This window comes from Planotetraspora phitsanulokensis (assembly GCF_016863295.1).
GTDB classification, from domain to species: domain Bacteria; phylum Actinomycetota; class Actinomycetes; order Streptosporangiales; family Streptosporangiaceae; genus Planotetraspora; species Planotetraspora phitsanulokensis.
Window position 1 is genome coordinate 140,759 of sequence record NZ_BOOP01000026.1, and the last position, 14,332, is coordinate 155,090.

Sequence of the window (14,332 nt, forward strand, 5' to 3'; positions counted from 1 at the left end):
CTCTATATTTGACTGCGCTATGTGGCAGACCCCTCACACCCGGCATACCCGGCGGACGCCCCGGCGTGGGACCCGCGTTGGGCTGCTGGCGTGCGTGCTGGCGATCCTGCTCTTCGGTGTCGTGGTCGGCAGGCTGACCATGAACGACGGCGGCGTCGACGAGGTCTACCTGCGCAATTCCCAGCCGTCGCCCAGCGCGGTCGCCGAGAGCCGCAAGGACCGCCCGCCGCTGGAGGCCGTACGGCCGCAGACGCCCGCGTCCCGGGCGGCGACCTCGATCATCCGGCCGTCCGCCACGCCGGCCCCGAGCCCGGGCCCGTCAGACCGGGGGCCGCAACGCAACCCCGGCTTCACCGGCTTCACCCGGCCTCCGTCCCGTGGCAGCGGCGTCCAGATCTTCACCAGCAAGAAGGTCGTGAAGCTGGTCAACGTCGAGCGGGCCAAAGCCGGATGCCGGCCGCTGCGCCTGGACAGGCGTCTGGTCCGGTCGGCGCAGGTCCACTCGGTGGAGATGGCCAAGAGCAACGTCTTCGACCACAACTCCCCCGACGGCGAGACCCCCTGGTCGCGTATGGCCAAGGCGGGCTACAAGGACGGCGGGGCGGAGAACATCGCCCGCGGCTACCGGTCGGCGGATGAGGCCGTGCGTGGCTGGATGAACAGCCCGGGGCACAGCCGCAACCTGCTCAACTGCCGGCTGGTGGCGACGGGGGTGGCGGTGGCCATCGGACCTGGAGGTCCATGGTGGACCCAGGACTTCGGGTATTCGTGACCCTTCCTCATGTGCTCTGATACCCGGCTAATCTCGGGCGCATGGGTTATCCCGGCGACCAACATCCACATCGCCCGCCGTTCACACCTCCCGACCCGCCGAGCTGGCGGGACGCCCCGCCGCACCAGGCCGAGGAGACCTCCTCGCCGTACGGCGGCCCGCACACTCGGGAGCCCTCCCCCTTTGAGACCGGAGAGATCGCCGCGCCATACGGAACGGCGGGCGGATACCGGCAGGACACCGCGCCCTACGGTGCCGGGCCTGGACGCCAGCAGGACTCACCCTTCGGTCCCGGGCCAGGGTTCCAACAGGACTCGCCCTTCGGCGCCGGACCCGGATACCAACAGGACTCACCCTTCGGCGCCGGACCCGGATACCAACAGGACTCACCCTTCGGGGCGACGTCGAACGATCGCCGGCAGAACGACTCCGGCCAGGGCTACGGCGATCCGGGAACCGCGATCGACTCGTTCGGCGCGGGTCCCTCGGCTCCGCCGCCCGGCCCGCCCCCGCCGCCCGAGCCGAAGTGGGACCCTGACGCCCGGGTGCCCCTGTGGCGTCGTCCGCTCGTTTTCGGCATCGCACTGGTCGCGCTGATCGCCGCACTGTTCGCCGGGCTCTGGGTCGCCGCGAAGAACGACAAGCCGACGGTCCGCAAGCAGGTCATGCCGACGCCGACGATCGTCGTGCCGTCGGGTCCCGGCGGCAAGTTCGGCTACGCCGAGTCCCGCGCCACGGACAAGTCGCCGCTGTCCGTCAAGGAGCTGTTCGGCAAGAAGAAGATCACCCTGAACAAGCACTCCTACCAGATGACGGTGTGGCGCACGGAGAAGAAGTGCGCCGACGGCATCTCGGGGGCGAAGATCACGAAGGCTCTGAAGGCGGGCTCCTGCACGCAGATGATCCGCGCGAGCTTCCGGGACGCCAAGGGCTCGATCATCGGCACCATCGGCGTGGCGAACCTCAAGACCTCCTCCGGCGCCAAGAAGGTGGCCTCGGCGGGCGGCGGCGGCGAGCGCACCGACTACCTCAAGCCGTTGCCGGGCAAGGACTCGGTCACCAAGAACCTCGGCTCGGGCGAGGCGTACGCCGGCGGGTGGACGCACGGCCACTACACCGTCCTGCTGTGGTTCCAGTTCAAGGACGGCCACAAGCCGAGCAAGACCGGCTTGAAGCAGCTCTACCAGGCGGCCGTGGACATCACCGATGCGACGGTTTTCCCTGCCCTCGAAACCCGATCGCTCACCGGAGGACATGCCTGACACGGCTGGTCACCAGTGCGTTCATATGGTGATCTTCTCGGACGAACGGCCCCCGGGGTCCCCTCGGAAACGCCCATAGCGACACGGCGATCTCGTCTACGCCGATACGCTTCCGGCTATGCGTGGCCAGGATTCCGGTTCCGAGCACGAAAACGATATGGCATGGACTCGCCGTGAGGCGGACGCCCAGAACTCGGCGGCAGCCGCTACGCCACCGCCGAGCTTCGGCCGTTCGCCCGCCGGGGAGGAGGCGGCGTGGACTCCCGAGGAAGAGCCCGCCTACAACTGGTTCTCACCGCCCCCGGCGGAGGTCCCCGACACCGAGACCTCCGACCGTTTCGAGGACACCAACCAGTTCAGGGCCATCAAGCCGTCGGACTCGTTCCCGCCGTTCCAGTCTTCCGGCGCCGCACCGGCCTCCCACCACGACCGTCCGCACGGCGTTGAAGGCCCGGGGACGACGCCCGCGCCCGAGTCCGCGCTGGAGCCCACGCCCACGTTGGAGCAGGCACCGGGGACCACGCCCGCACCGGATACCGCCCTCGCACCGGGGATCGCGCCGCATGCCCCCGGACCCGGACGGCACACGCTGAGCCGGCCGGCTTCGCTGGGCGCCTTCGCATCCCAGCCCGAGGAGCCGAACCAGCAGCCGGAGCGCCCGTGGTCGGGCGGCACCTGGCCGGAGAGCACCTGGTCCGGCGGCTCCGCCGTACAGGCGGATCCCGTGTGGGAGACCGGCGTCGCAGGCCAGTCCTCCCCCGCCCAGGACGCGCACAGCGCCCAGGACCCCTTCACCGGGCAGGACGCCATCGCGGCCCAGAGCCCCGCAGCCGCCCAGGATCCCCTCACCACGCACGATCCCTTCACGGCGCAGGATCCCGTCGCCGCCCAGGACCTCTTCACCGCGCAGGATCCCGTTCCCGCCCACGATCCCTTCACCGCGCACAACCCTGTCACCACGCGCGAGCCCTTCAGCGCGCAGAACTCCGATACCGCCCAGGACCTCTTCAGGGCCGGAGAGCCAGGCGATGCGGGCGCGCATGCGGCGCACCCCGCCGATCCGCATGCTCTCCTGGAGGAGCCCGGCGGCCACGGCGACTGGCCTCCCCCGTGGACGCCGCCGCCCAACCTGGAGGATCGCTCCCGGCCGTGGAGCCCCGACCCCGGCGTGGACCCGTCAGACGACGCGTCTTTCCGCGACGGCTCCCGGCCCGCCCGGCACGCGGCCTGGCCGGCTCCCGCACCTGAGACGTACGGGGCCTCCCAGCCGAATCCGGCTCCGGAGGCGGCCCCAGCCCAGCCCCATGACGCCTCCGAGACGTACGGCTCTGCTCTGCCGTATGACCCGGTCGATCCCGGCGACCCGCTCGGGTACCGCCGCCACGCGGATAGCGCCGGACCCGCTCACGATGCCCCTGTGCCGGAAGTTCCCGTCTCGGGGGCTCCGGTCTTCGGGGCCCCGGTGTACGAGACTTCGCGGCATGACCTCCCCGGTCACGACGCCCACGTCCTGGACAGCCCCGTCCTCGACATCCCAGTCGTCGGCGCGGCCGGACACGATGTGGCCGCCCACGAACGGTATGGACAGGATGATCTCCTTTCGAGCGCCCCGGTTCTCGGCGCACCCGTCTACGACACGCCCGTCCTGCCGACCCCCGGCCACGGCACATCGGGCGACGCCCTCGACGGCGACGGCGGCATCCCGGGCGGAGACCGGACCGGCGGGGAGCGCGTCGACGGAGCCGAGGCCGCGTCCACCCGGCCCGCCGAGCCCGGGGACGTCCCCGTCTGGCCTCCGCGGCTGACCGGCGAGGAGGTCCCCCCTGCCGATGGCAGGCCCCTCCACCACGAGGCTCCTCCCGTCGAGCACGAGGCCGCCGCCATCGAGGTGGCCGACGCCAGAACCGAGTGGCCGCTGGGCTCGTCCGCGGCGCGGACCGACGCCACGGAACAGCCGCCTCTGCCGGTGGACCCGGCCGACACCCGGACCGGCGTCTACGAGCCGTTCTCGAGCACCGGCCTCCCCGCCGACCTCGCGCCCGGCAACGCATCCGGCATCGCCTCCGACGAGGCTCTCGCGGGGCCCTCCGCCGTCCGCGACGAGGCCCCTTCCGGCTGGGGCTCCGGTGACGGGGATGGCCCTCCGACCGGAACCGTACGATCACTGTGGCCGCGTCTCGAGAACGATCCGTCCGGATCCGGTCAGGGCGCCGACGAGGCGATCGCGCTGGCGATCACGCCGACGTCGGGCTTCCCCCCGCCGGAGACGGGGCACCACGTGCTGCCGATCGAGGAGCCCTCAGGCTCGCAGCCGCCACAGACACCGTCCCCCCACATGACACCTGGACACATGCCCCCCGCTCCAACACCGCAGAACCCTGCTACCGCCCCGACGACCCCCTTCGCGTTCACCCCGGTCACGCCGCCGAAGGCGGCCATGAAGAGCCTGCCCGCCGGATTCGACTCGCTCGGATCAGCGCATGAGATGGACGCCGACGGCCCGCCCACCACTCCTCAGCCCAAGGTCCCCGTTCTCCCGGGTCCGCCGCCTGATCTCCCTCCGGTCTCCCAGGACGACCGCGGCAGGCCGGCCTCCGGAATGGCCAAGAGGGTGCTGCTGGCCGCCGGTGGCGCCGTGGTCATCGCCTGCATCGGCGCCGCCGCGTTCTACGCCTATACGGGCCAGTCGACGACCGGCGCGACCACCGCCGCACCCGCGGCCGCCCCTTCAGCGGCCGGCACGCCGGACGTGGCGGAGGCTCCCTCCCCGAAGCCGGTGGCGGCCACGATCCTCGACTCGCAGAAGACCGATCCCCGGAAGATGTCGCTGACGGAGGCGTTCCCCGTGTCGCGGGTGACCGTCGCCGGGCGCGCTTTCAGACGGGTCAAGGTCGGCAGCACCGACACGTGCGCCCAGGCGGCCAGCGGCACGTTCGCGGTGGCGCTCCAGAAGCAGAAGTGCAGCCGGGTGCTCCGGGCGACCTACGTGGACTCGAAGAAGCAGTTCGCGGTCACGACCGGGATAGCCGTCCTGCCCACCAAGCAGGCCGCGCTGAGCGTCGACCAGAGCAAGAATCTCGGCGGCAACCAGTGGTTCCGGGGCCTCGACGGCACCGCCGAGACGGCGACCGACCGGGTGACGATCTCCGGAGGCTACGCCGCGGGGATGGTCTGGGGCCGCTACATCGTGTTCAGCTACGCCACCTACGCCGACGGCCACACACCCGATCTCAAGGACAAGAGCCTCGGCCCGGTCAGCGGCGCCTTCCGCGACCACACCTCCGAAGTGCTGGAAAAGCGCCTCACGAGTTGAGCGTTCGAACCCGGCGCGTCGAGGCGGCGCGCCGGGCCAGTTCCTCCGCGGCCGGGTAGCGCACCTCTTCAAGCGTCAGGCCGTGCGCGGGGGCGACGTGCACGCCGGAGTCCCTGATCGCGGCGGCCAGCACGTGGCCCGGCCACTCGGCGGGCCGCCTCCCCTCTCCGACCGCGAGGACCGAGCCCACGAGAGCCCGCACCATCGAGTGACAGAAGGCGTCGGCGACGACCGTGGCGCGAATGATCTCGTCCTCGCCTCTCGCCCAGTCGAACCGCTGGAGTTCGCGAATCGTCGTCGCGCCCTCCCTGCTTTTGCAGAAGGCGGCGAAATCGTGCTCGCCGAGGAGCGCCGCGGACGCGGCGTTGAGTTGATCGACGTCGAGCGGCCGGTTGTGCCAAACGACCTCCCGCCGCCGCAGGGGATCCACCCCGCCGGGCGCGTCCGAGAGGCGGTACACGTACCGGCGGGACAGGGCGGAGAAACGTGCGTCGAAGCCCTCAGGAGCCACGCAGACGGCCTTTACCCTGACATCCAACGGCAGAACGCCTGATAGCCGCCTAATGAGCGCAGAGAGCCACTGAGGGCCCTTCTCCTCCCAGGCCTCCAGATCCGGGCCCTTCACGTCCCGGTCGTCCCCGCTCCTGCCCTGCGGACCGTCCTCCGCGCCGCCGGCGCGCCCTCTGCGCCGGGCCGAGACGTCCAGGGAGGCCAGCGACGAGATCGCCAGATCCACGTGGGCCACCTGCCCACGGGCGTGCACCCCGGCATCGGTACGGCCCGCCACGGTCAGCGCCGGAGCCGCCTCCAGCCGCAAAACCCGGCCGAGCGCCTCTTCCAGCTCTCCCTGGACGGTCCGCCTGCCGGGCTGACGCGCCCAGCCGGAGAACTCGGTCCCGTCGTAGGACAGGTCCATCCGCAGCCGAACGTGCCGCTCCACGTCACCCTTCCCGTACGGCCAGGCCTGGGCAGGCCGGCCGCGCCGATCTCCGCGCTGTTCTCCGTGCGGGCAGACCCGAGCCTGCCGTACTCAGACCCGAGCCTGCCGTACTCAACAAGAAAGCGGGCCCGGCACCCCCGTGAGGAAGGCCGGACCCGCTCTCAAATGCCTGAAATCAGGCCTCGTCCTTCTTCGCGCCGTCCGCCTCGGCGGTCTCCGGCTCCGAGGTGGCCTCGGCGCTCTCCGGAGTGGCGTCGGTCGCGGGAGCCTCGGCCTCTTCGACCTTGGGCTCGGGCGCCGGCGCGGCGGCGGGCGTGGTCCGCGAGACCGTGACCGGGCTGAGCTGCTCGGTCACCAGCTCGATGACCGCCATGGGAGCGTTGTCCCCCTTGCGCGGCCCGATCTTCGTGATCCGGGTGTAACCACCGGGACGCTCGGCGAACGTCGGCGCGATCTCGGTGAAGAGGTGGTGCAGGACGCTCTTGTCGCGAACGACCGTCAGCACCTGGCGACGGTTGTGGATGTCGCCCTTCTTCGCCTTGGTGATCAGCTTCTCCGCCAGCGGCCGAAGGCGCTTGGCCTTGGCCTCGGTGGTGCGGATCCGGCCGTGCTGGAACAGCTGGGTGGCGAGGTTCGCCAGGATCAGCCGCTCGTGCGCCGGGCTGCCGCCCAGGCGCGCGCCCTTGGTGGGCTTGGGCATTTGATGCTCCTCATGGAATAACCCGCCCCGGCCGTATCAGGTACCGGGGTCGGGCCGACCGGCGGACCGGTCGTCACTGTCAGTGCCGTGCAGTACCGATCAGTACTGCTCGGTCTCGATGAAACCGCCGTCCTCGTCGTCGTACCCTCCGCCGGCGACCGCGGTGGGGTCGAATCCGGGCGGGGAGTCCTTCAGAGCGAGGCCCATCTCGTGCAGCTTCTGCTTGACCTCTTCGATCGACTTGGCGCCGAAGTTGCGGATGTCGAGCAGGTCCTGCTCACTGCGGGCGACGAGCTCACCCACGGTGTGGATGCCCTCGCGCTTGAGGCAGTTGTAGGAACGAACCGTGAGGTTGAGCTCCTCGATCGGCAGCGCCAGGTCGGCGGCCAGGGCCGCGTCCGTCGGCGACGGGCCGATGTCGATGCCCTCGGCCTCGACGTTGAGCTCACGGGCCAGGCCGAAGAGCTCGACGAGAGTCTTGCCCGCCGAGGCCACCGCGTCGCGGGGCTTCATGGAGGGCTTGGTCTCGACGTCGAGGATCAGGCGGTCGAAGTCCGTGCGCTGCTCGACACGGGTGGCCTCGACCTTGTAGGTGACCTTGAGAACCGGAGAGTAGATCGAGTCGATCGGAATCCGGCCGATCTCCTGTCCCGGCTGCTTGTTCTGCGCCGCGGAGACGTATCCGCGGCCACGCTCGACGGTCAGCTCCATCTCGAGCTTCGCCTTGCCGTTCAGCGTGGCGATGTGCAGGTCGGGGTTGTGGACCTCGACGCCCGCGGGGGGCGCGATGTCCGCGGCCGTGACCTCACCCGGGCCCTGCTTGCGCAGGTACATCACCACGGGCTCGTCGTGCTCGGAGGAGACGACCAGCGCCTTGAGGTTGAGGATGATGTCGGTGACGTCTTCCTTGACCCCGGGGACGGTCGTGAACTCGTGCAGCACGCCCTCGATGCGAATGCTGGTGACCGCCGCCCCCGGAATGGAGGACAGCAGCGTGCGCCGCACGGAATTGCCGATGGTGTAACCGAAGCCCGGCTCCAGCGGCTCGATGACGAACCTGGACCGGTGCTCCTCGAGCGACTCCTCCTGGAGGCTCGGGCGCTGGGCGATCAGCATGTGTTACTCCTGAATCCGGGACAGGCCCGCGTCGCTCCGGGTCTGCTGCCCCTCTGGTTACGGCGGCGCCCGCTATTTGACGCCACTCGCTAACAACCATGATGCCGCACGGCCCGCCAAGAGCGAGCCGTACGGCGTCATCGTCTGATCGAGACCGCTACTACTTGGAGTAGAGCTCGACGATGAGCTGCTCCTGGACCAGCGTGTCGATCTGCTGGCGGACCGGGAGCTGGTGCACGAGGACGCGCATGCTGTCCGGCACGACGCCGAGCCACGCCGGGACGGTCTTGTCCCCGGCGGTGGCGCGGGCCACCTCGTACGGAAGCAGGTTGCGCGACTTCTCGCGGACCTCGACGATGTCGTGCTCACGCACGCGGTACGACGGGATGTCGACCTTCTTGCCGTTGACCACGATGTGGCCGTGACGCACCTGCTGGCGGGCCGCGTCACGCGACTCGGCGAAGCCGGCACGGTAGACCACGTTGTCGAGACGGCTCTCCAGGATCTGGAGGAGGTTCTCGCCGGTCTTGCCCGACTTGCGGTTGGCTTCCTCGTAGTAGTTCCGGAACTGCTTCTCGAGGATGCCGTAGATGCGGCGGGTCTTCTGCTTCTCCCGGAGCTGGAGCTGGTACTCCGACTCCTTGGGACGGCCACGGCCGTGCTCACCCGGCGGGTAAGGACGGATCTCGATGGGGCACTTCGCGGACTCGCACTTCTTGCCCTTGAGGAAGAGCTTGGTCTTCTCTCGCCGGCACAGCTTGCAGTCCGCACCCGTGTAACGAGCCATTTTCCTGTATCTCCTGGACTCAGACGCGACGGCGCTTGGGCGGACGGCAGCCGTTGTGCGGGACCGGGGTCACATCCTGGATGGACCCGACCTCGAGGCCGGTCGCCTGGAGCGAACGGATCGCGGTCTCACGACCGGAACCGGGGCCCTTGACGAACACGTCGACCTTCCGCATGCCGTGCTCCATGGCGCGGCGGGCTGCGTTCTCGGCGGCCATCTGCGCGGCGAACGGGGTGGACTTACGGGAGCCCTTGAACCCGACGTGGCCGGCGCTGGCCCAGGAGATCACGTTCCCGTTCGGGTCGGTGATCGAAACGATCGTGTTGTTGAACGTGCTCTTGATGTGGGCGTGCCCGTGAGCGACGTTCTTCTTTTCCTTACGGCGCACCTTCTTGGGCGCGCCCTGGCGGCTCTTCGGCGGCATTTAAGCGCTGTCTCCTGAAATGTGGCTGCTAGGACTACTTCTTGCCCGGCTTCTTCTTGCCGGCCACGGTCTTCTTCTTGCCCTTGCGGGTGCGCGCGTTCGTCTGCGTCCGCTGACCGTGGACAGGCAGCCCCTTGCGGTGCCGGATGCCCTGGTAGCAACCGATCTCGATCTTGCGCCGGATGTCGGCCTGAACCTCGCGGCGGAGGTCACCCTCGATCTTGTAGTTCGCCTCGATGAAGTCACGCATCGGGACCAGCTCAGCATCGGTGAGCTGGTGGACACGCAGGTCAGGGCTGACGCCCGTGGCCTTCAGGATCTCGTGGGCGCGGGTGCGGCCGATTCCGAAAATGTAGGTGAGAGCGATCTCCAGCCGCTTTTCGCGGGGGAGGTCGACGCCAACCAGGCGAGCCATGGTCGGGCATTCTCCTTTTTTGTGGCGGAGGTCCTGCGCTCCACTTCCCCTCCCCATGCCCCGGGGTGAGGGCCCCGGCCTCCGACCGGGGGTCTCCCGCGGGGTACGGCTTCCGCATGGAAGCCGCCTTCGCGGGTGTGGCACGCGATTACTGTTCCGGCACCGGCCGTCTCACGACGTCCGCACCGGAGGCCCTCGTATGAATGAGCCCGCTACACGAGCGGACTCAGGCGGGGCCGGCTGCGACTAGCCCTGACGCTGCTTGTGGCGCAGGTTGTCGCAGATCACCATGACGCGACCGTGCCGGCGGATCACCTTGCACTTGTCGCAGATCTTCTTGACGCTCGGCTTGACCTTCATAGTCCTTATTCGTTCCGCGTCAGGCCCGCCTCCTGGACGGAGGATGGCCTACTTGTACCGATAGACGATCCGCCCACGACTGAGGTCGTAGGGGCTCAGTTCGACGACAACCCTGTCGTCGGGAAGGATTCGGATGTAGTGCATCCGCATCCGCCCACTGATGTGAGCAAGGACCTTATGGCCGTTGTCGAGCTGCACCCGGAACATCGCGTTCGGGAGCGACTCAACCACAGTGCCCTCAATCTCGATGGCGCCGTCTTTCTTGGCCATGGCCCTCGCGTTTCACTGATCGGTCGTCTGAGGTTTTCGGAACACTAAGCAGCCGCGACCTTCACACCATTCGGAGAGCGCGATCGGCCAGGACCGCCCATGCGCAAAAGGTCATAGTGAACCGACAAAGCAGTGTACGACAGCCCACGCCTAAAAGCGAAACGGCAGCGGGTGTCCCGACACAACCGACTCAAAGCGTACCCCAGAGGCCGGCCGTGCCCGCTGTCGTCTGAATGATCGCGCCCACCCGTCCCGGCACCGCCGATATGCCGGTCCGGGTGGGCACGACTCGATCATCGGGCGACGCGGCACAGCCCAGCTGTGCCGCGTCGCCCGATAGCGATCACGTACCCCTTGGAAAACCGGCCGATGGTGGCGCATCGGTAAAGAGTGCGTCCAACCGAAGAGCTCCCGGCTAATCGGTTGGAATCCGGCTCAGCGGCGGCGTTCCCTGCCGTGGCCGTGACCAGGTCCGGTGCCGAAGACCGTGCCCACGAGAAGGGGGATGCCCCAGAACAGGGTCACCCACAGCGGCCACGGATATGTCGCGTGGCCGGAGCCCATGGAAGACATGAGCCAGATGGCCCAGAGGACGGCGTTCGTCCCCACGAAGCTCGCCCAGGCCGCACGGGTGGCCGTCTGCTTCCGCCCGGCCTGCGCCGGCGGCTCGGCCTGAGGCTTGACCGTGGCCGGAAGCGTGTGCAGATCGATCTCCGGCAGGTCCGACGTGAGCTTCGCCAACTCGCCATAGGTGCGGCTCTGGTAGACCGACTCGAGGCGCTCGTTGAACTCGTCGACGGTGAGCCTGCCCTCTGCCACATGTTCACGCAGAGCCGCGGCGACCCGGTCCCGGTCGCCGTCAGAGGCACGCATCTCCGGGGTTGCCGCCATCACCATCTCCTGTTTGCCGCGCACTACCGACCATTATGAGCCACCGGCACGATCTACGCGTCAGGCCTCGTCCGTCGCGTCGGCGAGGAGCGCCTTGAGCCGGGAGGCGCCTCCGTCGAGTGCGGTGAGCACCAGGGGCCCGTCCTCCGTCACGGCGACGCTGTGCTCGAAATGCGCCGACGGCTTGCCGTCCATCGAGACGACCGTCCACTCGTCGTCGAGCACCTTCGTGCGCTCGGTGCCGATGTTCACCATCGGCTCGACAGCGAAGCACATCCCGGCCTCGAAGCGCGGCCCGCGGCCGGGCCTGCCGTGGTTGGCCACCCACGGGTCCATGTGCATCTCGGTGCCGATCCCGTGGCCGCCGTACTCCGGGGGGATGCCGTACCGGCCCTGTGAGCGGACGTACCGCTCGACGCGGAACCCGATGTCCGACAGGTGGCCGCCGACCATCAGCGCCGAGATCCCCTGCCACATGGCCTCTTCGGTGACCCGCATCAGCTCGGTGAGCTTCGGGTCGACCTCCCCCACGGGAACGGTGATCGCGGAGTCCCCGTGCCAGCCGTCCAGGATCGCCCCGCAGTCGAGGGAGATGATGTCGCCCTCACGCAGTTTGCGGCGATCGGTGGGGATGCCGTGAACGACCTCGTCGTTGACCGAGGCGCAGATGGTGGCGGGGAACCCCTGGTAACCCTTGAAGGACGGGATGGCGCCCTCGCCCCGGATGGCCTCCTCGGCGATGGCGTCGAGTTCGAGGGGGGTGACTCCCGGCTGGACCGACGACCGCAGCAGCTCGAGCGTCCTGCCGACGACCAGGCCCGCCGCACGCATCTTGTCGAGCTGTTCGGCGGACTTGATCTGAATGCCGTGCTTACTCTTCTTGAACACCTGTGCACCCCCTTTCGGGATTGTCCCATAAATGACTGAACGCCACCCCAAGGATAGGGATGGCGTCCATTGCCACGGTAACGGGTCAGTCGGCGAACCGCCGGAGCGCGGACATCGCGCGCTGGGTGACCTCCTCGACCGGCCCGGTCGCGTCCACCCCGACGAGGATGCCCTCATCGGCGTAGAAGGAGATCAGCGGCGAGGTCTGCTCCTGGTAGACCTCCAGCCGGTGCCTGATCGTCTCCTCGCGATCGTCGTCGCGCTGGAACAACTCTCCCCCGCACGCGTCGCACACACCGGCGACGGCGGGCGGATCGAAGTCGACGTGCCACACCTTGCCGCACGACCGGCAGGTACGCCGTCCGGCCAGCCGGCGGACGACCTCCTCGTCGTCGACGACCAGTTCCAGGACGAGGTCGAGCCCGGTGCCGAACTCGGCCAGCATCTTCTTGAGGATCTCCGCCTGCGGCACGTTCCGGGGGAAGCCGTCGAGCAGGAAGCCCTCCTGCGCGTCGTCCTCGGACAGCCGGTCGCGGACCATGGCGACGGTCACCTCGTCCGGGACGAGGTCACCCCGGTCCATGTACCCCTTGGCGAGCTTGCCGAGGTCCGTGCCGCCGGAGACGTTGGCACGGAAGATGTCGCCTGTCGAGATTTTCGGGATCGACAGACGCGATGCGATGAACTGGGCCTGCGTCCCCTTGCCCGCTCCGGGGGGCCCTACCAGGACGACGCGCACTATCTCAGGAAGCCCTCGTAGTTACGCTGCTGCAGCTGGCTTTCGATCTGCTTGACCGTGTCCAGACCAACACCCACCATGATCAGAATACTGGTCCCTCCGAACGGGAAGTTCTGGCTGGCACCGGCCACCGCGAGCGCGATGATCGGGATGAGCGAGATGACACCCAGATACGGAGCGCCCGCGGCCGTGAGCCTGTTGAGCACGAAACTGAGGTACTCGGCGGTCGGCCGGCCCGGACGGATGCCCGGGATGAACCCACCGTACTTCTTCATGTTGTCGGCGACTTCAACGGGGTTGAAGATGATGGACACGTAGAAGTAGGTGAAGAAGATGATGAGGAGGAAGAAGGTGGCCATGTAGACCGGGTGGTCGCCCCTCACCAGGTTCTGCGCGAGCCATTCGATGACCGCGTTCGGCTGCGAGCTGTTACCGAAGATCGTGACGAGCAGCTGCGGCAGGTAGAGCAGCGAGGACGCGAAGATCACCGGGATGATGCTGGCCTGGTTGACCTTCAGCGGGATGTAGGTCGAGGTGCCGCCGTACATCCGGCGGCCGACCATCCGCTTGGCGTACTGCACCGGGATGCGGCGCTGCGCCTGCTCGATGAAGACCACGACGGCGATCATCACGACGCCGACGATCATCACCACGACGAACTTGAACGGGCTGAGCCGGTAGATGTTCAGCAGCTCGGCCGGGAAGACGGCGATGACCTGAGTGAAGATCAGGATCGACATGCCGTTGCCCACGCCGCGGTCGGTCACGAGCTCGCCGAGCCACATGATCACGGCGGTGCCCGCAGTCATGGTGATCACCATCGTGACGATGGTGAAGACGTCCTGGTTGAGCAGGATCTGCTCGCGGCAGCTGGGGAACAGCTGGCCGCTGCGGGCGAGCGCGACGAACGCGGTCGACTGCAGGACGCCCAGGCCGATGGTGAGGTAACGCGTGTACTGCGTGATCTTCGCGTTGCCCGCCTGGCCTTCCTTCTTCAAGGCCTCGAGCCGCGGGATGACCACGGTCAGCAGTTGCAGGATGATGCTCGCCGTGATGTACGGCATGATGCCGAGCGCGAACACCGACAGCTTCAGCAGTGCGCCGCCGCTGAACAGCTGCACCATGCCGTAGATGTTGTTGGCGTCGCCGGCCTGCGCCTGGTCCAGGCAGAGCCGGACATTGGTGGCGTTGACACCGGGTGTAGGAAGCACCGAGCCAAGCCGGAAGAGCGCGATGATGCCCAAAGTGAAGAGCAACTTCTTGCGCAGGTCAGGCGTCCGGAATGCCCGGGTAATCGCGGTTAGCACGGTCCCTCCTGCGCGCCAGAGACGCGGTAACGGTCGGCGATGGTCGGGGGACGTCCATCGACATGTCTTGTTGCCAGTGCGCCGGGCGGGACGCGAATCAAGCCCATTGCCCAGCGAACTCTAACGCACTACGGGCGCGGAGGCTCAT

The 14,332-nt window shown here is 68.5% G+C and carries 15 protein-coding genes; 3 read left to right on the forward strand and 12 right to left on the reverse strand.

Annotated features, from left to right (window positions below; translation table 11 throughout):
* Positions 1 to 19 precede the first annotated feature (19 nt).
* The 3 genes from Pph01_RS27625 to Pph01_RS27635 all read left to right on the forward strand — a co-directional run bounded on the left by Pph01_RS27625 (position 20) and on the right by Pph01_RS27635 (position 5,347).
* Positions 20 to 772: a CAP domain-containing protein gene (locus Pph01_RS27625; protein ID WP_204076086.1), complete on the forward strand. Its 753-nt coding sequence runs from the start codon at positions 20 to 22 to the stop codon at positions 770 to 772.
* 41 nt (positions 773 to 813) lie between these two features.
* Complete coding sequence (locus tag Pph01_RS27630; protein WP_204076087.1) at positions 814 to 2,034, forward strand: hypothetical protein; 1,221 nt, start codon at positions 814 to 816, stop codon at positions 2,032 to 2,034.
* A gap of 157 nt (positions 2,035 to 2,191) precedes the next feature.
* Positions 2,192 to 5,347, forward strand: a complete 3,156-nt coding sequence (locus Pph01_RS27635) for a hypothetical protein (RefSeq protein ID WP_204076088.1) — start codon at positions 2,192 to 2,194, stop codon at positions 5,345 to 5,347.
* On the opposite strand, the gene truA is transcribed toward Pph01_RS27635, so the two are convergent.
* The 12 genes from truA to secY all read right to left on the reverse strand — a co-directional run bounded on the left by truA (position 5,337) and on the right by secY (position 14,184).
* Positions 5,337 to 6,263: a tRNA pseudouridine(38-40) synthase TruA gene (gene truA, locus Pph01_RS27640; protein WP_204076123.1), complete on the reverse strand. Its 927-nt coding sequence runs from the start codon at positions 6,261 to 6,263 to the stop codon at positions 5,337 to 5,339. The genes Pph01_RS27635 and truA overlap by 11 nt on opposite strands.
* Before the next feature lie 199 nt (positions 6,264 to 6,462).
* On the reverse strand, positions 6,463 to 6,987 hold the full coding sequence (gene rplQ, locus Pph01_RS27645) for a 50S ribosomal protein L17 (protein ID WP_204076089.1): 525 nt from the start codon (positions 6,985 to 6,987) through the stop codon (positions 6,463 to 6,465).
* 99 nt (positions 6,988 to 7,086) lie between these two features.
* Positions 7,087 to 8,103 (reverse strand): DNA-directed RNA polymerase subunit alpha, encoded by a 1,017-nt coding sequence (locus tag Pph01_RS27650; protein WP_203885769.1) that lies wholly within the window; start codon positions 8,101 to 8,103, stop codon positions 7,087 to 7,089.
* 160 nt (positions 8,104 to 8,263) lie between these two features.
* Positions 8,264 to 8,890: a 30S ribosomal protein S4 gene (gene rpsD / locus Pph01_RS27655; protein ID WP_204076090.1), complete on the reverse strand. Its 627-nt coding sequence runs from the start codon at positions 8,888 to 8,890 to the stop codon at positions 8,264 to 8,266.
* Between the two features lie 19 nt (positions 8,891 to 8,909).
* On the reverse strand, positions 8,910 to 9,314 hold the full coding sequence (gene rpsK, locus Pph01_RS27660) for a 30S ribosomal protein S11 (protein ID WP_020542285.1): 405 nt from the start codon (positions 9,312 to 9,314) through the stop codon (positions 8,910 to 8,912).
* A 34-nt stretch (positions 9,315 to 9,348) separates the two neighbouring features.
* Entirely contained in the window at positions 9,349 to 9,729 is a 381-nt protein-coding gene (rpsM, locus tag Pph01_RS27665; RefSeq protein WP_204076091.1) for a 30S ribosomal protein S13, read from the reverse strand.
* 246 nt (positions 9,730 to 9,975) lie between these two features.
* A complete protein-coding gene (rpmJ, locus tag Pph01_RS27670; protein WP_003956441.1) occupies positions 9,976 to 10,089 on the reverse strand; it encodes a 50S ribosomal protein L36 in 114 nt (37 codons plus the stop codon).
* A 48-nt stretch (positions 10,090 to 10,137) separates the two neighbouring features.
* A complete protein-coding gene (gene infA / locus Pph01_RS27675) occupies positions 10,138 to 10,359 on the reverse strand; it encodes a translation initiation factor IF-1 (RefSeq protein ID WP_012887858.1) in 222 nt (73 codons plus the stop codon).
* A 435-nt stretch (positions 10,360 to 10,794) separates the two neighbouring features.
* Positions 10,795 to 11,250 (reverse strand): DUF1707 domain-containing protein, encoded by a 456-nt coding sequence (locus tag Pph01_RS27680; protein WP_204076092.1) that lies wholly within the window; start codon positions 11,248 to 11,250, stop codon positions 10,795 to 10,797.
* A 60-nt stretch (positions 11,251 to 11,310) separates the two neighbouring features.
* Positions 11,311 to 12,138 carry a type I methionyl aminopeptidase gene (gene map / locus Pph01_RS27685; RefSeq protein ID WP_204076093.1) on the reverse strand — a complete coding sequence of 276 codons (828 nt, stop codon included), beginning with the start codon at positions 12,136 to 12,138 and terminating at the stop codon, positions 11,311 to 11,313.
* Between the two features lie 85 nt (positions 12,139 to 12,223).
* On the reverse strand, positions 12,224 to 12,877 hold the full coding sequence (locus tag Pph01_RS27690) for an adenylate kinase (RefSeq protein ID WP_204076094.1): 654 nt from the start codon (positions 12,875 to 12,877) through the stop codon (positions 12,224 to 12,226).
* A complete protein-coding gene (gene secY / locus Pph01_RS27695; RefSeq protein ID WP_204076095.1) occupies positions 12,877 to 14,184 on the reverse strand; it encodes a preprotein translocase subunit SecY in 1,308 nt (435 codons plus the stop codon). The genes Pph01_RS27690 and secY overlap by 1 nt, the downstream gene beginning before the upstream one ends.
* Between the last annotated feature and the right edge of the window lie 148 nt (positions 14,185 to 14,332).

What these genes read in the sequence shown, in the direction of transcription:
- Pph01_RS27625 (WP_204076086.1), top strand. Translation starts at nt 20, where the DNA reads ATGTGGCAGACCCCTCACACCCGGCATACCCGGCGGACGCCCCGGCGT.
- Pph01_RS27630 (WP_204076087.1), top strand. Translation starts at nt 814, where the DNA reads ATGGGTTATCCCGGCGACCAACATCCACATCGCCCGCCGTTCACACCT.
- Pph01_RS27635 (WP_204076088.1), top strand. Translation starts at nt 2,192, where the DNA reads ATGGCATGGACTCGCCGTGAGGCGGACGCCCAGAACTCGGCGGCAGCC.
- truA (WP_204076123.1), bottom strand. Translation starts at nt 6,263, where the DNA reads ATGGACCTGTCCTACGACGGGACCGAGTTCTCCGGCTGGGCGCGTCAG.
- rplQ (WP_204076089.1), bottom strand. Translation starts at nt 6,987, where the DNA reads ATGCCCAAGCCCACCAAGGGCGCGCGCCTGGGCGGCAGCCCGGCGCAC.
- Pph01_RS27650 (WP_203885769.1), bottom strand. Translation starts at nt 8,103, where the DNA reads ATGCTGATCGCCCAGCGCCCGAGCCTCCAGGAGGAGTCGCTCGAGGAG.
- rpsD (WP_204076090.1), bottom strand. Translation starts at nt 8,890, where the DNA reads ATGGCTCGTTACACGGGTGCGGACTGCAAGCTGTGCCGGCGAGAGAAG.
- rpsK (WP_020542285.1), bottom strand. Translation starts at nt 9,314, where the DNA reads ATGCCGCCGAAGAGCCGCCAGGGCGCGCCCAAGAAGGTGCGCCGTAAG.
- rpsM (WP_204076091.1), bottom strand. Translation starts at nt 9,729, where the DNA reads ATGGCTCGCCTGGTTGGCGTCGACCTCCCCCGCGAAAAGCGGCTGGAG.
- rpmJ (WP_003956441.1), bottom strand. Translation starts at nt 10,089, where the DNA reads ATGAAGGTCAAGCCGAGCGTCAAGAAGATCTGCGACAAGTGCAAGGTG.
- infA (WP_012887858.1), bottom strand. Translation starts at nt 10,359, where the DNA reads ATGGCCAAGAAAGACGGCGCCATCGAGATTGAGGGCACTGTGGTTGAG.
- Pph01_RS27680 (WP_204076092.1), bottom strand. Translation starts at nt 11,250, where the DNA reads ATGGCGGCAACCCCGGAGATGCGTGCCTCTGACGGCGACCGGGACCGG.